Annotated in this window: 10 protein-coding genes; 7 read left to right on the forward strand and 3 right to left on the reverse strand. The window is 70.0% G+C overall.

Translation table 11 applies throughout. The features are described 5' to 3' along the window. Positions 1 to 55: 55 nt before the first annotated feature. Genes VFK57_19050 through VFK57_19065 form a run of 4 tightly spaced genes read left to right on the forward strand, consistent with a single transcriptional unit; the run spans position 56 to position 14251 of the window. Positions 56 to 3556, forward strand: coding sequence for a DUF6603 domain-containing protein (locus VFK57_19050; GenBank protein ID HET7697819.1), 3501 nt, complete (start codon positions 56 to 58; stop codon positions 3554 to 3556). Then, on the forward strand, positions 3553 to 6870 hold the full coding sequence (locus VFK57_19055; GenBank protein HET7697820.1) for a hypothetical protein: 3318 nt from the start codon (positions 3553 to 3555) through the stop codon (positions 6868 to 6870). Before VFK57_19050 ends, VFK57_19055 begins: the two co-directional genes overlap by 4 nt. Positions 6871 to 6879: 9 nt before the next feature. Then, positions 6880 to 12339: a hypothetical protein gene (locus VFK57_19060; protein HET7697821.1), complete on the forward strand. Its 5460-nt coding sequence runs from the start codon at positions 6880 to 6882 to the stop codon at positions 12337 to 12339. After that, a complete protein-coding gene (locus tag VFK57_19065) occupies positions 12326 to 14251 on the forward strand; it encodes a hypothetical protein (protein HET7697822.1) in 1926 nt (641 codons plus the stop codon). The genes VFK57_19060 and VFK57_19065 overlap by 14 nt, the downstream gene beginning before the upstream one ends. Before the next feature lie 118 nt (positions 14252 to 14369). On the opposite strand, the gene VFK57_19070 is transcribed toward VFK57_19065, so the two are convergent. After that, the gene (locus VFK57_19070; protein HET7697823.1) at positions 14370 to 15236 is read right to left on the reverse strand and encodes a hypothetical protein; all 867 of its coding nucleotides are present in this window, start codon (positions 15234 to 15236) and stop codon (positions 14370 to 14372) included. A 70-nt stretch (positions 15237 to 15306) separates the two neighbouring features. Here VFK57_19070 and VFK57_19075 point away from each other — a divergent pair, with 70 nt between their 5' ends. Then, positions 15307 to 16236 carry a LysR family transcriptional regulator gene (locus tag VFK57_19075; GenBank protein HET7697824.1) on the forward strand — a complete coding sequence of 310 codons (930 nt, stop codon included), beginning with the start codon at positions 15307 to 15309 and terminating at the stop codon, positions 16234 to 16236. Here the strand turns inward: VFK57_19075 and VFK57_19080 are convergent. Then, positions 16199 to 17200, reverse strand: coding sequence for a RodZ domain-containing protein (locus VFK57_19080; protein HET7697825.1), 1002 nt, complete (start codon positions 17198 to 17200; stop codon positions 16199 to 16201). The two genes, VFK57_19075 and VFK57_19080, sit on opposite strands and share 38 nt — an antisense overlap. Before the next feature lie 129 nt (positions 17201 to 17329). Then, complete coding sequence (gene ilvD / locus VFK57_19085; protein ID HET7697826.1) at positions 17330 to 19012, reverse strand: dihydroxy-acid dehydratase; 1683 nt, start codon at positions 19010 to 19012, stop codon at positions 17330 to 17332. 76 nt (positions 19013 to 19088) lie between these two features. On the opposite strand from ilvD, the gene VFK57_19090 reads away from it, so the two are divergent. Both VFK57_19090 and VFK57_19095 read left to right on the forward strand, forming a co-directional pair. Further along, positions 19089 to 19547 carry a sigma factor gene (locus VFK57_19090; GenBank protein ID HET7697827.1) on the forward strand — a complete coding sequence of 153 codons (459 nt, stop codon included), beginning with the start codon at positions 19089 to 19091 and terminating at the stop codon, positions 19545 to 19547. A gap of 50 nt (positions 19548 to 19597) precedes the next feature. Continuing rightward, entirely contained in the window at positions 19598 to 21982 is a 2385-nt protein-coding gene (locus VFK57_19095) for a PBP1A family penicillin-binding protein (protein ID HET7697828.1), read from the forward strand. Positions 21983 to 22005 lie beyond the last annotated feature (23 nt).

Below are 22005 nucleotides of genomic sequence, written 5' to 3' on the forward strand. Positions count from 1 at the left end.
GCGGCACGCGCGTCCCGCCGGTGACGTCGGACGGCGGCACGACGAGCGAAGACCGGTGAGCGACTTCCTTTCCCCGTTCGTGACGGCGCTCGCCCAGGCCTTCTCGCCGGTGGCGAACGGCTTCTCGAGCAAGCAGGAGCTCGAAGCGTTCCTCGCCCGCTACGGGTGGGACGTCGACGTCGACGGGGATCAGCTCGACGCGATCAACGTCGCGTTCGCCGTGGCGCCGCTGCTCGAGGCGGTGCTCGAGAACCTCGACGAACTGGTCGACGGCAGCGACGAAGCGCGCTTCCGCGCCGCGCTCGACATCCTCGAGCAGCTCAAGAACCTGATCGAGCACGTCGGCAATCTCGCGCCGGGCGGCGTCGGCGCGCTGTCGCCGCCGTTCGACGACGGCGCGTTCTGGTCCGAGCTTGGCGACGTCCTGTTCGAAGATCTGCTCGTCGAATACCTCCGGACCAATCAGGGGACGATCTTCGCTCTGCTGCACCTGATCGGGGCGATTCGTTTCGAGCGGGTGACGCCGGCCGGTCCGCGGCGCATGCCGTTCACGCGGGGACGCCTCGACTGGTCGGAGCTCGGTGCCTTCTTCGCCAGTCCCAACGACGCGTTGAAGGCGCGGTATTCGTGGGACACGCCGGGCGAGGACTTCGATCACGCCGCGCTGCTGCGGGCGCTCGAGCGCGGCCTGCACGCCCTGGGGGTGCGGGCGTCGATGCAGCCGCCGCGGCCCGCGCTGGCGGCGGCGCTCCTCCACGATGCGGTCGTCGCCGACGGCGTATCGGAGCTGGAGATGCCGATCGTCGACGGCATCGCGGCCGAAGACCAGACGTACTGGAAGATCGGTCTGGTCGCCGTGCCGGTGACCGATCCGGTGAAGGCGAACGTGGCGCCGACGGGCCTGGCCATCGCGCCAATCCTGCAGGGCGACCTCTCGATCCAGACCTACTTCGGGCGCGACATCTATCTGGAGCTGACCGGTGCGTTCGACGCCGACCGGTCGATCCTGCTGCGCATCTATCCCAACGACGTGACGCTCGACACCGCGTGGGAGAACGCGACCCTCGAAGCATCGATGGCGCTGGTCGGGGCCCCCGGCGAGCCGTGGCTGCTGCTCGGCGGGCGCGAGTCGACGCGCTTCGAGCTCGAGGGGTTCCACGCCTCCTACACGATTCGCGGCCGCATCGACGATCTCGAATCGATCGTCAGCATCGGCACCAGCGCGCCGGGGGCGTCACCGGTGAAGAAGCTCCGGCTGGTGCTGCAACTCGAGGGGGCCGACAGCTTCGTCTCCTCGATCGCCGGCGATCGTGATGTGGCGATCGAGGTCGGTGGGACGCTGACCTGGTCGTCGAAGCACGGATTCGCGTTCGAGGGGCAGGCCGGGTTCGAGCTGGCCATTCCGCTGCACCTCGAGCTGGGCCCGATCGAGATCTCGACGTTGTATCTGGCGCTGGCGGGGCGCACGCGCCACGGCACCGCCGTGCTCGACGGCGACTTCGGCGTCGGCATCGTCGGCCGCCTCGGGCCGTTGACCGCCGTGATCGAGAACATCGGCGTCCGCGCGTCGGTCGTGCCGCTGCCCGCGGGCGAAGGCGGGGCGGCCGGCACCGCCGATTTCGATCTGGGCTTCAAGCCGCCGAACGGCGTGGGCCTGTCGCTCGACGCCGGCGTCGTCAAGGGGGGCGGGTATCTCTATCTGGACTTCGACAAGGGGGAATACGCCGGCGCGCTCGAACTGACCATCGACGATTTCCTGTCGCTCAAGGCGATCGGACTGATCACCACGAAGCTGCCCGGGGGTCAGCCGGGGTTCTCGCTGCTGATCATCATCACCGCGGAGTTCAGCCCTGGGATTCAGCTCGGGTTCGGCTTCGCGCTGACCGGGGTCGGCGGATTGCTCGGCCTGCATCGCACGATGCGGCTCGATGCGCTGGTGGCGGGGGTCCGCACCGGCGCCGTGTCGCGCCTCCTCTTTCCCACCAACGTGGTCGAGAACGCGCCGCAGATCATCAGCGATCTGAAAGCGATCTTCCCGCCGCAGCAGGGCATCTTCCTGATCGGACCCATGGCGAAGATCAGCTGGGGCACGCCGCCGCTCCTGAACGTCTCGCTGGGCGTGATCATCCAGATCCCGGGCAACGTCGCCATCGTCGGCAAGCTGCGCGTCGCGCTGCCCACCGACGACGACGAGGCGGTCCTGGTGCTGCAGCTCGCCTTCGTCGGCGCGCTGGAGTTCGACAAGCGGCGGTTGTGGTTCTTCGCCGGCCTGTTCGAGTCGCGCGTGCTGTTCATCACGCTCGAAGGGGAGATGGGGCTGCTGCTGGACTTCAGCGACAACCCGAATTTCGTGATGTCGGTAGGCGGCTTCCACCCGCGCTTCACCGCGCCGCCGCTGCCGTTCCCGTCGCCGGCGCGGCTGGCGCTGACGCTGGTGAACGAGAGCTACGCACGGGTCCGCGTCGAGCTGTACTTCGCGATCACCTCGAACTCGGTCCAGATGGGGTGCCGCGCCGAAGCGTTCTTCGGGTTCGATGCCTTCAGCGTGACCGGGCACCTGAGCTTCGACGCGCTGCTGCGCTTCTCGCCGTTCTATCTGATCGTGCAGATTTCCGCCGGCTTCTCGGTGAAGGTCTTCGGCGTCGGCGTGTGGAGCGTGCGGCTGAAGGGTTCGCTGGAAGGCCCGACCCCGTGGCACATCGACGGCTCCGCGGAAATCTCGCTGCTGTTCTGGTCGTTCGACGTCGACGTCGAGGTCACCTTCGGGCAGCGCCGCTCGCAGATGCTGCCGCCGATCGCCGTGCTGCCGCGGCTGCGCGACGAGTTCAACAAGCCTGAAAGCTGGCGCGCGACGCTGCCGGCATCCGGCCGTCTCTTCGTGTCGCTGCGAGAGCTGGACGAGGCGAGCGAGCTGGTGCTGCATCCGGTCGGGACGCTGCAGATCAGCCAGCGGTTCGCGCCGTTGAACCTCGCGCTCGACAAGGTCGGCAACCAGAAGGTCTCCGATGTCACGCGGGTGACGGTCACCGCCGAGACCGCGGAGCTCGAGGTCAAGGGACCCGCGCGCGAGAAGTTCGCGATCGCGCAGTATCGCGAGATGACCGACGCGGCCAAGCTGTCGGCGCCCGCCTACGAGCCGCTCGACAGCGGCGTGCAGCTCGGTTCGGCAGGGCAGCCATGGGCCACCGGCCGCGTCGCGCAGCGCAACGTCCGCTACGAGACGATCGTCATCGACACCGCGTTCCAGCGCTTCAGCGCCGGCGTCATCCGCGTACTCGACGTGCTGTTCTCGCACTTCCGCAAGGGCGCCGCGGTGTCGCGGTCGCCGGTGTCACTGGCGGCCGAGAAGCGCCTCCAGCCGTTCACGGCGCTGATCGCGATCGACGAGGACGCGTTCACCCTCGCGCAGCAGATCGACAACACGCCATTCGAAGGGGCGACATTCGGCAGCCACGCCGAGGCGGCGGCGCATCTCGAGGCGCTGGTGCGCGCGAACCCGCTGCTGGCCGACGCGGTGCACGTCATTCCCGCGGCGGAAGCGCGGAGGGCGGCGTGAGCGTACGGCCGATCGCCGCGTACTCGTTCCTGCCCTGGGCGCGCGAGGGGCTGGGGACCTTCATCCGGCAGCCGGATTTCGATCCCGCGGTGCTGGTGCGCGGCTCGATCGACGTCGAGCTGCGCCTGAGCGGCGATCGGGTCGGCGGCGGCACGTTCAGTGAACCGCTGCCGCCGCGCGTGGTGCAGCTCTATGGCCCCGGCGACATCATCGGCATCGAGGCCCGGGCGATCGTCCGCAGCGAGCCGCGCAACTGGATCACCAACTTCGAATCGAACTACATGCCCTTCGTCGAGTTCTACGACGAAGACTTTCCCTGGCGCTATACGCCGGCGGCGGCGTCGGCGGACGGGAAGCGGCTGCGTCCGTGGGTGACGGTGATCGTGCTCGAGGAGAGCGAAATCCCGGCGCAGGGCGCCAGCGGCCGCGATCGGCCGTTGCCGTTCGTGCAGATCGCGGATCCGGGACGCGCGTTTCCCGCCGCCGACCAGTTGTGGGCCTGGGCGCACGTCCACGTCAACGGCAGCTTCACCGCCGATCCCGCCGATGCCGCCGCGGTCGCCGCGGAGCTGGCCGACACGATTCGCGCCGATCGCGATCTGGCGTATTCGCGCGTGCTGTGCCCGCGGATCCTCAAGCCGGACACCGCGTATCACGCGTTCCTGGTGCCCACGTTCGAGACCGGACGGCTGGCCGGCCTCGGCCGAGATCCGGCCCTCGCTCCGTTCGCGACCGAGAGCGCGTGGTCGATCTATCCGGGCCGCGAGGACGTCGATCTCTTTCCGTATTACCACCGCTGGTACTTCCGCACCGGCACCGTCGGGGACTTCGAGTACCTGGTGCGGCTGCTGCAGCCGCGGACGGTGGACCCGCGGGTCGGGCGCCGCGACATGGACGTGCAGGCGCCGGGCGCGAATCTCCCGGGCATCCCGGAGCTCGGCGGCATCCTGCGCCTGGGCGGCGCGCTGCGCGCGCCGCTGATCACCTTGAGCGTGCAGGCGAGGGAGGAGTACGACCGCTTCGAACAGTGGGGCAGTCCTTATCCGCATCGCTTTCAGACGGCGCTCGCCTCGCTCGTCAACCTCGCGAACGACTACGGGGGGACCGATCCGGCGACGGCAAACACCGCGAGCGGGCTGGAGGAGATCGAGGATGACGAAGATCCCGTGATCGTCCCTCCGCTCTATGGCCGCTGGCACGCGCAGACGCAACGTCTGGTCGACAGCGACGGCGACCCGGCGCGCCAGCGGTGGGTGCACGAGCTCGGGCTCGATCCGCGGTTCCGCGTCGCGGCGGGATTCGGCACCCGTGTCGTGCAGACGAACCAGGAGCAGTACATGGAAGCCTCCTGGCGGCAGGTGGGAAAAGTCCTGGAGGCGAACCAGAAGATTCGCTTCGGCCAGATGGCGAAGATCACCACGCTGGTGTGGCACGCGCGCGAGCTGGAACCGTTGCGGCGTCAGTCGGCGGCGCGCTATCTGTCGCTCATCGCGCCGGTGCAGCGCCGCGTCGTGGTCGGCGGCGTCACCGTGCATCATCAGATCCGCCAGAGCACGCTGCCGGCGGCCGCGCTGTCGAAACCGTTCCGGCAGGCCCGCCGTCCGCGGGCGCGGCTGGAACGCCTCGCCGGCTACGATGCCGCGCACCCGCGCGAGGCGCTGCTGCCGCGCATGGCGCTGCCCGACGGCGACGACGGCAAGGTGTCCGCCGCGCCGCCCAAGACGGTTTCTCCGCAGTTGCCGACCGGCCGGCAGTTCGCGGATCGGTTCGTCCCGCGCGGCTTCCTGGCGCCGCTGCTCCGGGCGCTGATCGATCGTCCCGCGCTCCGCACGTGGCTGGTCGTCGCCGCGTCGATCCTGCTGCTGCTCGTGTTCGCGATTGCCCCGGCGTCCGCAATCGTCCTCGCCGTCCTCATCGGCGCCGCGGCCGCGTGGATCGTCCGCGCGCTCCCGAGAGCGGCGGCCGCGACCGCGCTCGATCCCGACACCCGCACTCCGGAAAGCGTGGACCGGATGCCGGCGAGCCCGAATTTTCGCATCGGTCCGGCGCAGCCCGGTGCGGCGCCGCAGATCGGAGGAACCGTCGACAGTGCGGAGGCGCGGCGGTTCAAGTTCGCGCTGCGGAACGCCTACACGGTGGACGTGGCCGAGCGGGCGATTCCGCGCGTCGAGCGCCAGCCGATCGAAGTCGGGGCCATCGCCGAAGCCACGGTGCAGCCGCTGCACCCGGCGCGCACCGTGCCGGCGCGCGTCCTCGGATCGGTACGGATCCCCGCGCGCATCGCGGAGAAGCTGCCGCCGACGTTCGACGAGATCATGGTCTATCCGGAGATCGATCAGCCCATGTACGAGCCGCTCAAGGAGATTTCGAGCGAGCTGTTCCTTCCGAACCTGCAATTGATCGAGAACAACAGCATCACGCTGCTCGAGACGAATCAGAAGTTCATCGAGTCCTATATGGTCGGCCTCAACCACGAGTTCGCGCGCGAGTTGCTCTGGCGCGAATACCCGACCGATCAGCGTGGCAGCTATTTCCGGCAGTTCTGGGACGTGAGCGACTTTCTCGCCGAGGCGGGCGCCGACCTGCAGGCCCTGCGCGAGCGGCTGCGCGACATCCCGGAGCTCCATCGCTGGCCCACGGATACGGAGCTCGGCGCGCACGACCACCGCGAGCAGCAGGGTGACAAGGAGGACGAGGTGGTGCTCGTCATCCGCGGCGAGCTGCTCAAGAAGTATCCGACCGCGGTGATCTACGCGCACCGCGCCGAGTGGCAGCGCACGGCCGGCGCCGTCGACAAGTCGAAGCCGCGCCGGCCGGTCACCCTGACCGACGCCCAGGCGCTCGATCCACCGAAGGATCTGGTGAAGACGCCCCTCTACGAAGCCAAGGTCGACCCGGATCTCTATCTGTTCGGTTTCGATCTGACCGCGGAACGCGCCCGCGGCGGGCAGAGCGTGGATGGCGAAGAAGATCCCGGATGGTTCTTCGTCGTCGAGGAACGCCCGGGCGAGCCGCGGTTCGGCCTCGACCTTCCCCGCACCGGGCCGCCGCCGCTGGCGCTCCACACCTGGAACGATCTGTCGTGGACCGACGTGCTGAACGCCTACACGCCGGGCGACTTCCTGCGCATCGGCGAGACGTCCCGGATGCTGACCGACCCGGGAAGCGGCAGCGACGACAAGGTGCAATACGACGACGATCGGAACTATCTGTGGCGCGCCGATACCGACGCGGCGGAACTCGCCTACATCCTCTATCAGGTCCCGGTGCGCATCGCCGTGCACGCCGCCGAAATGCTCAAACAAGCGGTCTGATGAATCCCCATGGCTGACGTCGACGTCCTTCGCGCACAACTCGCCCGCATCCGCGCGTCGCTCGAGCGGACGCGGTCGGAAGCGGTCCTGGCCCATGAAACGGTGCGCCGGACCGAGCGGGATCTCGCCGAACTGGGACGGCGCAGCCGCGAGTCGACCGAACGCGATCGCGAGCGGCTGCGGCGGCAGCTGGCGATCGCGGAGGACCGGAAGCACGGCGTCGATGCCGAGCTCGACCGGCTGCGGGCCGAGGAAGCCAGGCTGCGCGACGACTTCGATCGCTTCAGCGATCCGACGACGCAGCTCGAAACGCTGGGCGATCGATCGCCGATCCTGCTGCTGCCGCTGCGGCTGGAGACGCGGTTCAGGACGGGACCCCAGGGTGGGCCGCAGCTGTGGGTGCGCGTCTATCCCGACAGCTGTCTCGTCGACACCTTCGAGCCGTCGCTCGCCGAGCGTGAAGTGGAGAACGCGCGCGCGTTCTGGGCACGGTTCTGGCGCGCCGCCGGCGACGAGCCCCTCGAGCGCGCCGCCTGGCGCGAGCTGGTCGCGGCGCATGGATCGGGACGGTCGCGGTGGATCCTCCGCAACTACATGCCGCTCAACCCGGACGACAAGCCCGGCGATCCGGACGCGGCCGACGTGTTCCTGATCGTTACCGCACCGGCAGCGCTGACCGGCGCGGTGCCCGCCTATTGGGAGGCCGCATGGCGGGCCGGCGGCGACGCGGAGGCGGTGCGGGAGGCCTTCGACGATCTCGTCGCGGCCGTCGGCGAACCGGATGCGCGCACGATTCTCGAACGCCATCGGCCCTACAACTTCGACGACCTGCCGCCGGCCGGCACGACGCGCGAGACGGCGCGGGTCGTCGTGGCGGTGCTCGAGCTGCCGCCGATCGAGTCGCTCGAGACCCGGCGCACGTCCTGGTCACAGCCCTCGCGGATCGAGCTGTTGCCGGACCGCTTCGTCGTCGTCGCCTACCCGTTTGCCGGAGCGCCCATCACGATGGCCGGCGGTCGGGTTCGCGTTCCGCTGTCGGCGAGCCCCGATCCGAATGCGCCGCCGGCGCAGGCGCTCAGGCAGGTCGACGACACGCTGCAGATTCCGCCGGACCTCGCCTGGATGTTCGACTTCGAGGCGGCGGAGGCCGTCGGGATGGCGATTCGGGTCGACATTTCGGCGGCGCAGGCGCGCGAAGGCTTCGCGCGCGTCATCGTGCTCGGGGTGAGGCTGGCGGACGATGCGGAGCACGGCGCCACTCGGCTCGCCGGGCTCCTCGAACACCATCTGCACAGCCGTGCCGGCCTGGAGATCCTGCCGCAGGGCACACCCACGAACAACACCGAGAGCGCTGCCTCGGGGTATTCGTTCCGCGACGATCCCGACGCCAGTTTTGCCGCGTTCGTCCGCAACCAGCCGCTGTACGACGTCGAGCCGGACGTTCGCCTGCGCCGCGACGGCCAGTGGCTGGCCGACCTGCTCGCGCTGCCGCACGCGCTCGTGCAGCAGGTCCCTCACGCCGATGGTTTCGATCGGCGCGATGCGATGGCGATGCAGACGGCGCTGTGGCCGGCGACGCTCGGCTACATGATGAAGAGCGAACTCACGTCCGTGTTCTCGGCCGACACCGTGGAATGGACGCGCGCGTTCTTCAGCCGATACGTGGCGGGGCGGGGTCCGCTGCCCGCGCTGCGCATCGGCCGTCAGCCCTACGGCATTCTGCCGACCGCCGCGTTCGGCCGCATGACCTTCCTCCCCGTACGGCCGCCGTCGCGTGCCGGCCGGTTGCACGCGATGCTGATGAAGATCGACGAGCACTGGCAGCCGCTCGCGGACGCGCTGAGCTACATCGGAAAACCCGGCAGCGATCCGCATCAGGTGCTGCTCGACGTGCTCGGCCTGCACCCCGCGTCGGTCGAGTATCACCCGCTCCAGGCGGAGAGCGTCGACCACAAGTTCCACGAGTTGAGCTTCTTCAGCTTCCCGACGTCGCTCGATCTTCTCTCCGCCTTCCCGGCGATCCTGCCGCTGATGCTGCTGCGCGAGTTCGGCTACACCGGCGCCGAGGTCCCCGACCTTCTGAACAAGGTGTTCAAGGCGCGTCAGACCCCGCTGACGGGGCCGGTGATCGACGACCGGCCGCTCTCGGAACGGGAGCCGATTCGCGATTATGCGGGTGACCGGAACTACATCGAATGGCTCGCCGCGGCCGCGCGGACCGGCATCACGGCGCTGCAGGAGGAGCAGGGGTTCGACGGCGGCCGTCCGCCGGCCGCCCTGCTCTATCTGCTGCTGCGCCATGCGCTGCAGCTCGGCTTCCATGAAACCAGCATCAAGCTGCACGTCGACGCCCGGTTGATCGAGGACGCGCAGGCCGCGCGGCGCGAACCGGCGTTCGTGCACGTCGGCGACCGGCGCCGTGGCAGCGAGAGCCGCTACGATCTGCTGTTCAAGACGCAGGAAAGCATCACCGGGTCGAACGCGGAGCGCATCGGGGACTTCATCGCGCGGACGATCATCACGGTGGATCCGGGGCTGAAGGATCAGGTCGATGCGCTGGATCAACTGGCGCCGCTGTCGACGGCGAAGCTCGAGCGCCTCTTCGCCGAGCACGTCGACTGTTGCAGCCATCGGCTCGACGCGTGGAAGACCGGGCTGCTGGCGGCCCAGCTGGACACGCTGCGCCGGCCCGGCGACGGAGCCGCGTCCGGACGCGGACTGTACCTCGGCGCGTACGGATGGTTGGAATCGCTGCGACCGTCGGGGCGCGTGCTGATGCCCGCGCAATTGCCGCGGGACGTGGAGGAGCCCGTCAACCGCCGTGCCGCGGCGCCGTTGATGCGCGACCCGGCGAACGCCGGCCTGATCCATGCCATGTCGATCAATCACGCCGCCACCGCCGCGGTCCTCCGCAACGGCTACCTGGCCAATGACGGCCGGCTCGCGGTGAATCTGACTTCGCGGCGCGTGCGTCTGGCGCTCGACATTCTCGAGGGCATGCGCAACGGGCAGTCGCTCGGCGCGCTGCTCGGGTACAAATTCGAGCGGCACATCCACGACAACGGGCCGATCGGCGTCCGCGCGCTCATCTATCCGCTCCGGCGGGCATTTCCCCTGGCGGCCAACCGGATCGAGACGACGAGCGGCGAGCCCGGCACCGCCCAGGAATCGATCAGCGCGGTCAACGTCGTCGACGGACGGCGGCTGATCGAATATGCCGAAGGGCTCGAACCGCCGAACTTCATCTATCCCTTCGACCTCTCGACGCTGCCGCCGCGGCCGGCGGCCGAGGAGCAGGCGATCACCGATGCGCTGGCCCACATCCGCGACATCAACGACGCGGTGGCGGATCTCATCCTCGCCGAAGGCGTGCACCAGGCCGTGCTCGGCAATTACGAGCGGTCGTCGGGCACGCTCGACGCCTTCGCGAAGGGCAACTACCCGCCGGAGCCGGACGTCATCCGAACGCCGCGAACCGGGATCGCGCTCACGCTGCGCGCGGCGATCCACTTCTCCGATGATCCCCCCGGCGATCCGCTGCCGGGCCTCGATCCCACGCCGCTCGCGATTGCGGAGCCGGCCGTCAACGTCTGGCTGCGCGACCGCCTGCCGCTGCCCGTCGACGTCGGCTGCCCGGTGGTGTTCACGGATCGCGCGACGAACGCCGAGCAGCAGGTCTTCATCGATCAGGCGCAGCTCGGCTTGCACCCGATCGACCTTCTGTATCGCGTCCGGGCGGACGGCGATCAAGCGCTCGGCGAAATCGATGCGCTGATCCTGCTTCGGGTGCACACCGCGCACGCGCCGCGCCACGATCGGCCGATCGTGATTCACCACACGGCGCGGGTGGCGGGGAAGGTCAGCTGGTTCGCGCTGCAGGCGCTGCTTCGCAGCCTCCGATCGCTCCTCGCGTCGCGTCCGCTGCAGCCGGCTGACCTGGTGCGGGCGAACGACGCGACGATGGAGCAGCAGGCCACGGTGTCGCTCCCGGCGGCACGCGTGGTCACGGCCCGGGACCGTCTGCGCGACGAGCTGCTGCCGGCGCTCGACGCCCTGGCGGCGACAGTGGCCGATGGCACGGTGCCGATCGATGAGGCGCTCGACGAGTTCGCGGCGACGGTCGCCGAGTTCGCCGCGTACCGGATGCCGCAGACCGGCGTCGGGTTCGTCTACGAGTGGCGCCACGCCGCGTACTCGGCGCTCGTCCAGAGGATCCGGCAGCACGTCGAGAACTGGGATCGGCGCCTCTCGCGGTTCGACGCGCGGCTGGACGAGTACGACAATCTGCCGGCCGCGACACCGGATGACGAGCGCTTCGCGCGGCTGGGCAGCGCGGAAGCGATCGTCAGCACGGTGGTGACCCGCCCGCTGCCCGCCGATCCCGACGATTATCGCGGCACCGTGCTCGTGGCGCGCCGGGCCGCGTTCGTCGCCAAACGGAATGAACTGGCTGCGCTCGCCGCCGCCGCGCCGGCGACGCTCGCGGGACTCGTCGACGGCGTGCGGGCCGCCCTGCCGCTCACCGCGTTCGACGTCACCGACTTCGAGGTGTCCGCCGACGTGGAGGGAATCGAACGGTTCCGCGCGCAGCTCGCCGGTGCCGTGACGTCCCTGAGGCAGGAGGTGACCGGCCGCCTTGCGCGCGTCGACGATCGTCTCGCCGCCGCCGGGCCGACGGCGAGCGGCGCCGCGGCCGTGAGCCTGCTGCAGGAAGCCGGCAAGATCCTGTTCGGCGACGACTTTCAGTACGTGCCGCATCTGAGGCTGCCGGCGAAGGCGGTCGAGGAGCTTGCCCACGCGTGGAATTCCGCCGTGTCCGGAGCGTCGACGGCGCATCTCACCGGTGCCCACGAGTTTCCGCTGGACGACTGGCTGCACGGCGTCGCGCGAGTCCGCGGCAAGCTGCGCGACTGGGAGAACGTCGTCCTCCTGACCGATCCCGAGGGGACAGCCGGAACGTCGGATCTGACGCCGCTGCAGATTCCGTCCGTCGAAGGTGAGCCATGGCTGGGCCTCGAGATCCCCGCCGGCCACGAGATCACGAGCGATCGGCTGCTCTATACCGCGCATTTCGCCGTGCCGTTCGACGAGGCGCGGCCGATCTGCGGCCTGCTGATTGACGAGTGGACCGAGGTCGTTCCGGACGTGCGTGAAACGACCGGGCTCGCGTTCCAGTACGATCGCCCGAACAGCGAGGCTCCTCAGAGCTGGCTCCTCGCCGTGCCCGCGTCGGTCGGCGACGACTCGCGGTGGTCGTGGGGGGAGCTGCTCGCTGCGGTCGTGGACGCGCTCGATTCGGCGCGGAAACGCGCCATCGAACCGGTTCACGTCGCGACGACCCCTTACAGCTGGTTCCTTCCGGCGACGATGGCGCCGTATACGTTCCCCGAGATCTCGGTCTCGAACAATCTGCTGCGCAATCTGTCCATCTACGCCGGCATCGCGAGGTCCGCCGATGGCCCAGCCTGAGATCGTCTCCAACATCGGCCACGCGCTCGACGCGCGGCTGTATCCGGCGGTGACGCGCTGGAACCGTCTCGAGGGTCGTCCGCGCACCCACGATTTCGATCGCGCGCTGAAGGCCGAAGTGCGCGACGCCTTGTGGATGCTGTCCAGACAATGGCAGATGGGGGAATTCCTGGGCGAGGATGCCGGGTCGCCGGTGACCGCGCGCCTGTGCTTCGACACCGCGGCGATCGATCGCTTTCAGGCCGCCGGCGCCGCGCCGGAACCGCTCGATCTCGCCCAGCCGCTCGAAACCCGCGTCGAACGCCGCGCCCTCCCGCTGCATGCCGGCGCGCAGTATCTCTCCCTCGATCTGCGCATCGCGGTGGGCCGGCGCTGGCTCAAGCGCCTCGCGCGCGAGTTCAGCGCCGGTGGGCTCACGGTCGATTACCGGGGCGCCTATCGCACCGAGTACGCCGTCGCCGTGCCCGATCCGTCCGCCGCGGCCGATGCGCTGGTCTGCGCTCATCCCGACGCGTGGCAGACGGCCGGCCTGGCCGCGGAGCGCGCCATCGACGGCATCGCGCTCCTGGAGCACGCGGCGCAGCCCGGGCAGAGCGTGATCGATAACATTGGCGCCGCCGCGGCCGACGAGCCACGGCTGATCGCGATGGGCGGCGAGCTGGCGCGCTGGTTCACGTCGCTGATCGCGCAGCCGCCGCCGGGCGCGCCGGACGCCTGGATTCCGTCGCGCCTGGAATACCAGTTCGGCTGCGAGGCGCCGCTCGGTGAGAGCGGAGCGATGCGCGCGGAGGAGTATTACCAGGGGACGCTCGATTGGTATGCGCTCGAGCGCGCCCGGGCCGAGCCTCGCGCCGGTGCGGTGCGCGACATCAGGACGTTCATCCCGGCCTCAATCAGGTTCGAGGGGATGCCCGACACGCGCTGGTGGGCGTTCGAGGATCAGCGCGTGAACTTCGGCGAGGTCCGGCCGGATACCACCGACCTGGGCAAGCTCCTGCTCATGGAGTTCGCGCTGATGTATGCGAACGACTGGTTCGTGTTTCCGTGGACGCTCGACATCGGCACCGTCACCGAGGTGAAGGGGCTCGCGCTCACCAACACCTTCGGCGAGCGCTTCTGGATCGAGCCCGTGCGCGAAGCGCCGGCGGCGGAGTGGCAGCGGTGGGCTGCGTTCACGCTCGGATCCGCCGCGCCCGAGAACCCGCCGCCGCCGTCGCGACTCGTGCTGGTGCCGACGGCGCCGAAAGTGCAGGAAAGCGATCCGCTCGAGGAGGTGGCGTTCATCCGCGACGAGGTGGCGAACATGGTGTGGGCGATCGAGCGGAGGATCGTGCTGCCCTCGGGGGGAACCAAGCCCGGCGCGGAGGCGGCGGAGGAACTGTTCGCGTTCCTGCAGCGACCGCTCGCCGACGAACTGCGCCGGCTGCAGGATCGCCGGGTGGAGCTGGAGGCCGTGCCGGCGGCCGACCGCACGCCGGCGGAGGTCGCCGAGCTGGCCGCAGCCATCCTTCGCCTCGCGGAGCTGCGTCCGCCGCCGCCGGCGGCGCCGATCCGCTACCAGGCGATGACCCGCGTTCCCGAGCACTGGATTCCGTTCATCCCGGTGCACGTGGAGGGCAGCGCGCGCGAGACGCAGCTGCAGCGTGCGGCCATGCCGCGTATCCTCGCCGGCGATCCCGATCGGCCGCAGAAGATCCGTCCGCGGACGTCGCTGCTCCGTCACGGATTGCCGCGCGCGTACTTCATTCACGAGGAGGAGGTGCCGCGCGCCGGCACCGTGGTGACGCAGTCGTACCAGCGTACGCGGTGGATCGGCGGGCAGGCGATCACCTGGTTCGGCGTCCGCAAGCAGACCGGCCGCGGCGAGGGCTGGAGCGGCCTCGCCTTTGATCAGATCCTGCCGATCGACTAGCCCGCTGTCGATCGGGCAACGGGTATGCTGCCGGTTGCCCGCCTGTCGGGGAAATCCTTGACGCGGGCGCGACGCGGATGTGGTCAGCCCAACTCCGTACTGACAGATGCCGCCACAGCTAGACGTTCGTCGTCGTCACACCCAGCGGCTGCGCGTCCGCGCGCCGCGGCGCGGCGGCGGCGCCCGGATCGTCCAGGCGCGCGAAGTAGTCGCGCACCTCGCGCCACGAGCGCACGCGCGGGTAGCGCGTCTCCCCGGCGTTGTGCGGCGCCGAGAAGAGCAGCGGCGCCCCCTTGAACCGCGCGAAGTGCCGCGGCCGATCGTCGATCAGGTAGTCTGCCTCGACGATCCCCTTGTCGCCGCAGAACACGATGTGGGTCGCGGGAATGAAGGGGAAGTGCCGCTGCAGCCACTGGAACTTGGCGTCGAACGAGCACGGCACGTCCATCGCGGCGGTCACGACGATGACGTCGTGGCGCTCCGCGAGATCGCGCACGACCTCGGCGCACTCCGGCATGACCGGGAGATCGGCGAAGAACGACGCGTCGTACATCGCTTCCACCGCTTCGCGCTGCGCCGCCGGCACCCATTCCTCGAGATGCCAGCCGTGCAGATCCGCGGCGGTGACGCGGCCGCCGAACGCCGAGTTGTAGCGCCGCAGCAGTTCGTCGAGCGCGTCGGCCATCACTTCGTCCATGTCGATGGCAATCCGCAGGCGGCGGCGCCGCCCGCCGCGGATCGCCACCTCGCGTCTGATCGCGACCGCGGCGACCAGCACGAACGACACCGCGTTCGCCGCGATCAGCGGCAGCGACCCGATCAGCAACCCGTGCGTCAGCCACAAGGCCTGGCCGGCGAGGTAGAGCGCGAGCATCCAGGGGGACAGCTCGGTCGTCCCGTGGCCGCGGATCGACAGCAACTGCGGAACGAAGGCCAGCGTGGTGGCGAGCGCGGCGGCAATCCCGACGATGGTTCCGGGCGACATGCCACCAGCATGAGGCACGCGCCCGATTGCGTCCAGTGAAACGTGCGGCGCGATCTGATAACTTCCGGTTATGGATGTCGATCTCGACGACTACGCCGCGATCGTCGCGCTCGCCGACGCGCTGCACTTCGGGCGCGCGGCGGAGCGGCTCCACGTCTCGCAGCCGGCGCTGAGCAAGCGCATCCGCAAGGTCGAGGCGCATGTCGGCGGTCCGCTGCTGCTGCGGCGCTATCGCGACGTCCGCCTCACCGAAGCGGGACGGCTGCTCGCCGAGCGCGGCCGCCAGCTGCTGCGCGAATCGGCGGCCACCCTCGCGTTCTCGCAGCGCGCCGCCCGCGGCGAAACCGGCCGCCTGCGCATCGGCTTCGGCATCGCCAGCATCATCGGCCTGCTGCCGGACGTCCTGCTCCAGTTCCGCCGCGGCCATCCCGACGTCCAGCTCGAACTGCGCGACATGTCGACCCCCGAGCAGGTGGCGGCGCTGGCCGCGGGGGAGATCGACGTGGGCTTCGTGCGTCTGCCCGTCACCGCCGAACGGCTCGTCGTCCGCCCGGTCCTCGACGAACGGCTGGTCGCCGCCCTCGGCCCGCGGACGCGGTGGCAGCCGCGCGCCGGACTGCGCTCGGTCGCCGCGGAGCCGTTCATCATCATCACCCGCACGCGCTCGGCGAGCTTCTACGATCACGCGCTGAGCGTGTGCGCCGCCGCCGGCTTCACCCCGCGCATCGTCCAGGAGGCGAACGAGCTGTTCACCGTGCTGTCGCTCGTCGGCGCCGGCCTCGGCGTCTCGCTGGTGCCGCGCTCGGCGGCGCTGATGCAGTTGCCGGGAATCAGGTTTCGCGAGCTGACGCTCCCGGAAGCGGCCTGGAACATCGGCGTGGCGTGGCATCGCGACGCGGGCACGGGCCCGCTGGTGCAGCACTTCGTCGAGACGGTACGGAGGACGCAGTCGGCGCCGCGGGTCAGCGGACGCCGGACGCGCTCGGCGGCGGCACGGTGAAGGATCGGGTCACGACCTCTCCCTCGCGGCCGAGCGGCGTCGGCGTGCCGCCGCGCAGCGACAGCCGCACCGCGCCGGCGTCACCGGTCCGGATCACGATCGACTTCTCCGGCTTCAGCGGGAGGCGCGTTCCCGCCGGCACTTCACGCTCGACGACGCGCGCGCCGTCGACGATGACGCGCATCCACACGCGACGGTCGGTCACGATTTCGTACCCGCTCCCCGGCGCCGCCGGCGGCGCCGGCTCCGCGGTGGCGGGTGTGTCGGCGGCGACGGCGGGCGTGGCGGTGGCGCTCGGGGCGGATGTCGGCGGCGCGGCGGTCTCGGAAGTCGCCGCGGGCTCGGATACCGGTTCAGGGCTGCGGCTCCAGAGGAACGCGGCCAGGATTCCACCGCCGAGGAGGAGGGCCGCGCCCGCGGCGATCGCCGGCGCGGGGCTCTTCGCGCGCACGCGAGGCTCGCTGACCGCGCTCGGCAGAGGAGGCGCAGCCGAGACGGCGTCGGCGACTTCCTGGGGCGGCGCCGCGGAGGGAGGCGCGCTGTCGCGGGTGTCGGGAACAGCCGGAACCGGCGCAGCCGGGACGCCGGGCGTTGTCGCCGCCTCGGTGACGGGCGGCGCCGCTGCCGGCGGCGTCTTGAACGATCCGACGAACGTCTCGAACTGGTCGCCGAGCGCTTCCCGCTGCTTGCGGTAGCGTTGAATGTCCCGGCCGAAACGCTCCAGTTCCTCGAGGGCCGCCTGGGGATCGAACCGCGGCCTCGGGTCAGGCTCCTGGTGTCCTTCCACGTGTGTAGTTGACTCCCGTCGGATGCCCGGCGTCAACCACTTCCGCACCGGCGCCGCGCGTTCGAAGACGGCCTCGACGAAGAGATCCGGTTCCACCTCGATCAGCAGATCGAGAAGGACCGTCGCGCCCGGTCGAGCGCTGACGAAGCCCGCCGGCAGGCGTTGATCCTCAGCCACGCGCTGCGGCTGGTCGGGATCGGCGTCGGACTCGTCGTTGCCGCGGTCGCATCGCTGCTCCCGGCATCCCGCGCGATGCGGATGGCGCCGGTTGATCCGCGGCGAACGAACTGAGGCGCGCCGCTCTGACTAGAGCGTGATCGCCCCTTCGTCCGCCGAGGACACCAGCCGCGCGTACTTGCCCATGACTCCCGTCTGGTAGCGGAGCGGCGGCGCCACCCACGCGGCGCGGCGCGCCTCGAGCTCGGCGGCCGGGACGTCCATCTCGATCGATCGCGCGTCCGCGTCCAGCGTGACGCGGTCGCCGTCGCGCAGCAGCGCGATCGGTCCGCCCATCGCCGCTTCCGGCGCGACGTGGCCGACCATCAGCCCTCTGGTGGCGCCGGAGAACCGCCCGTCGGTGATGAGCGCGACCGAATCGCCGAGGCCGGCGCCGACGATGGCCGCCGTGACGGCGAGCATCTCGCGCATCCCCGGACCGCCGCGCGGCCCTTCATAACGGATGACGACCGCGTCGCCGGGCGCGATCCGTCCGTGCTGGACCGCGTCGAACGCCGCTTCCTCCGAATCGAAGACGCGCGCCGGTCCGCTGAACGTCCGGCGATTGTGACCGGACAACTTCACCACGCAGCCCGCGGGCGCCAGATTGCCGCGCAGGATGACGAGCCCGCCGCTGGTCTTCAGCGGCGCGCTGGCCGGGGCGATCACCTGCTGTCCGGGGGTCTCGACCGCGGTGGCGGCTTCCTCGCCGATGGTCTTTCCCGTCACCGTGATCGCGTTGGTGTGCAGCACGCCGGCCTCGACCAGACGCTGGGCGACGAGGCGGGTGCCGCCCGCGGCATGGAGGTCGGTCGCGACGAACCGTCCGCCTGGCTTCAGGTCCGCGAGCACCGGCACGCGCGCGTTGACCCGATCGAAATCATCCAGCGTCAGCGGCACACCCGCTTCGCGGGCGATCGCCACGAGGTGCAGCACGGCGTTGGTCGATCCGCCCGTCGCCGCAACCGCCGCGATGGCGTTCTCGAGCGAGTCGCGGGTGAGAATGTCGGAGGGACGGCGGCCCGCCCGAAGCACGTCCATCGCCAGCTGTCCGACCCGGCGCGCGACCGCGTGCTTGTCCGGATCGAGCGCGGGCACGTCGCCGCTGCCGATCTCGGCGAGCCCGAAGAACTCGATCGCGGTCGCCATCGTGTTGGCGGTGAACTGACCGCCGCAGGCGCCGGCGGCCGGGCAGGCGCGATCCTCGAGCGCGCACAGCGCGGCGTCCGTCATGCGGCCGGCGGCATGGCTGCCGATGGCCTCGAACACGTCCATGATCGTGACGTCGCGCCCCTCGAACCTGCCGGGGGCGATCGAGCCGCCATAGAGAATCACGCCCGGCAGGTCGAGGCGCGCCAGCACCATGGCGGCGGCGGGAATCGTCTTGTCGCAGCCGACCAGCACCACCAGCGCGTCGAACAGGTTGCCCCGCGCCACCAGTTCGATCGAGTCGGCGATCACTTCGCGGCTGACGAGCGACGCGCGCATCCCCGCCGATCCCATCGTGATCCCATCGGAGATCGACACGGTGTTGAATTCCATGGGCGTGCCGCCGGCCGCGCGGACGCCTTCCTTGACCGAGGCCGCGAGTTCGCGCAGGTGCAGGTTGCAGGGGCCGATTTCCGTCCAGGTGTTGGCGATGCCGACGATCGGACGGGCGAGCGCGTCACGATCGAACCCGGCGGCGCGCAGCATGGAGCGGGCCGCGGCCCGGTTCGGCCCGTCGGTAATCGCGCCGCTCTGCCACTTGCCCGTGCGTTTGGTCTCAGTCACGCCGCCATCATACCAACCGAAACGGGCCCGCCCCCGTCGAAACACTCAGGTCCCGGCGGCTGGCGTGTCTGGCTCGATGGACGACGAGGAACTGCTGCGGCGGATTGCCGCGCGGGACGAGACCGCGTTCCGCGAGCTGTATGCGCGCCATTCGGCGGCCGTGTACGGACTGCTCTGCCGGCTCGCCGGGCGGGGCAGCCTTGCCTCCGACCTCCTGCACGAGACGTGGCTGCGCGGCGTCCGTCATCTGCCGCTCTTTCGCGGCCAGTCCGCGTTCGACGCCTGGCTGGCGGAGATTGCGCTGAACTGCTATCGCGACTGGCGCCGCCGGCACGCGCGGGACGCGCCGCCGGGCGACGCGGATGTGCAAGGCGGCCAGCCGGGTGTTGCACCGCCAGAACATGAAGAGGAGCGGATCGTGACGGCGCTCTGCCGGCGGGGCCTGCTGCGTCGGCGCCGGCGCTCTGCCGCGATCCTCTGGGGCGCGATCGGCGGGGCCCTCCTGGTTCTGTCCGCCTGGGCGTTCTGGCCCTGACCTTCGCTTCCGCCACCGCAGCGGCGCGCATCTTGCGATAATCGATCCTGATGACGTGGATCCGACAACGGCTGAACTCGGTCCGGATCTGGCTCGCCGCCAATCCGCGCGCGTTTGCCGCCGCTATCGTGTTGATGTCGCTGGCGCTTGTGCTCACCGCCGGCAGCTCGCTGTGGTTCGTCTACGACGTGACGGCGGGGATGCCCTCCAGGGCGCAGGTCCGCGACCTGGGAGAAATGGCACAGTCGACCACGATTCTCGACGCGAAGGACGCCCCTGTCTTCACCATCTTCAAGGAACAGCGGATCGAGATCCCGCTCGAGCGGATGTCGCCGGTCCTGATCGACGCGGTGATCGCCGTCGAAGACCAGCGGTTCTACGATCACAACGGCATCGACCTGATCCGCATCGGCGCCGCGGTGCTGCGCAACGTCCAGGAGGGGCGGCGCGCCGAAGGGGGCAGCACCATCACGCAGCAGCTCGCGCGCCAGACCTTCCTCAGCCGCGACAAGACGTTCCGCCGGAAATTCAAGGAGATCCTCCTCGCCGCGCACATCGAGGGGGAGTACGACAAGAAGGAGATCCTGCAGCTCTATCTGAACAAGGTCTACTTCGGGGACGGCCTCTACGGCGTCGAAGCGGCGTCGCTCGGCTACTTCGGCAAGCACGCGAGCGAGGTCAACCTCGAGGAGGCGGCGCTGCTCGCCGGGCTCATCCAGTCGCCGTCGAGCTACGCTCCGACGGAGAACATGGAACGTGCGATCGCGCGCCGCAACGTCGTCCTCCAGGCGATGCTGTCGAGCGGCGCGATCGGCCGTGACGACTACGAGCGCGCGCGCCGGGCGAAACCGCGGCTCAGCAACGCGATCGAGTTCAAGGAAACGTTCGGCCTCTACTTCAAGGAGCAGGTCCGCAAGGAGCTGGTGGATCGCTTCGGCGGGACGCGTGTGGCGCAGGGCGGCCTGAAGGTCTACACCACGCTCGATGCCGATCTGCAGCGTGCGGCCGAGAAGCTCGTCGAGGACGGGATCGAAGCGATCGAGAAGCGGCGCGGCTACAAGCACGACGCCCGGGGAGACGAGGCGGCGAAGGAGTACCTGCAGGGCGCGCTGGTGGCGATCGATCCGCGCACCGGCGCGGTCCGCGCGATGGTCGGCGGACGCGATTTCGGCGAGAGCCGCTTCAACCGCGCCACGCAGGCGAAGCGGCAGAGCGGATCGGCGTTCAAGCCGTTCGTCTATGCCGCGGCGCTCGAAGCCGGATACGCGCCGGCGTCGTTGATCACCAACCTCAATTCACCGCTCGCCACGCCGCAGGGGGACTGGGTGCCCGAAGACGAGCACTCGAGCGCCAGCTCGATGACCATGCGGTCGGCGCTCCGCATGTCGAGCAACCGCGCCGCGGTCCAGATGCTCAACACCATCGGCATCCCGAACGCCGTCAGCTACGCGCAGAAGCTGAACGTCGGCACGCCGCCGAGCGTGCCGTCGCTCGCGCTCGGCGCCAGCGAAGTGACGCTGCTGTCGCTCACCGCCGCCTACGGCGCCTTCGCCAACAGCGGCATCGTCCGCACGCCGGTTCTCATCCGCCGCGTGGAAGACAGCGACGGCAAGGTGCTCTACGAGGATCCCGGCAAGTCGCAGCGCGCGGTCTCCGAGGCCACCGCGTTCCTGATGGCGAGCATGCTCTCCGACGTCGTCAACTACGGCACGGCGTATCGGGCGCGGCAGGCCGGCTTCACGCTGCCCGCCGCCGGCAAGACCGGCACCACCAACGAGTATGTCGACGCGTGGTTCGTCGGCTTCACGCCGAGTCTCGTGACCGGCGTCTGGGTCGGCTTCGATCAGCCGAAGCCGATCGTCTCGAACGGCTACGGCGGCGAGCTGGCGGTGCCGATCTGGGCCGGCTTCATGAAGGTGGCGACCAAAGGGGACAAGTCCGAATGGTTCGAGCGTCCTGCCAACGTGGTCGGCGTCAACGTGTGCCGCTCGTCCGGCAAGCTGCCCAACGCCGGCTGCACGACCGCGATGAGCACCGACGAATACGGCAACGTCATCGTGAAGTCGATGGTCTACACCGACTATTTCGTGAAGGGAACGCAGCCCACCTCGCTGTGCCCGGTGCACGCGAGTCCGTATGCCGGCACCGTCACGGCCTCGGCGGCAGCGGGTGATTCGCCGGCACTGCCCGCTCCCGCCGCGGGCGGCGATCGCGGCACGCTGCCGCTGCCGCCGGCGCAGGGGACGACCGGGGTGAGCGCTCCGCCGCCGGCGGGCGCGCCACCGGTCACCGGCGGCAAGGTCGTCGAAGAGGAGAAGCCGAAGAAGCGCGGGTTCTGGTCGCGTCTGTTCGGACGCGGGGACAAGAAGGACGACAAGGATCAGAAAGACCAGAAGGAGCAGAAACCGAAAAAGCCCGGCGGCGGCGAACGGTAAGATCGCGGATATAGAATCAGCAG

The sequence above is a fragment of the Vicinamibacterales bacterium genome (genome assembly GCA_035699745.1).
In the GTDB taxonomy this organism is placed as follows: Bacteria; Acidobacteriota; Vicinamibacteria; order Vicinamibacterales; family 2-12-FULL-66-21; genus JAICSD01.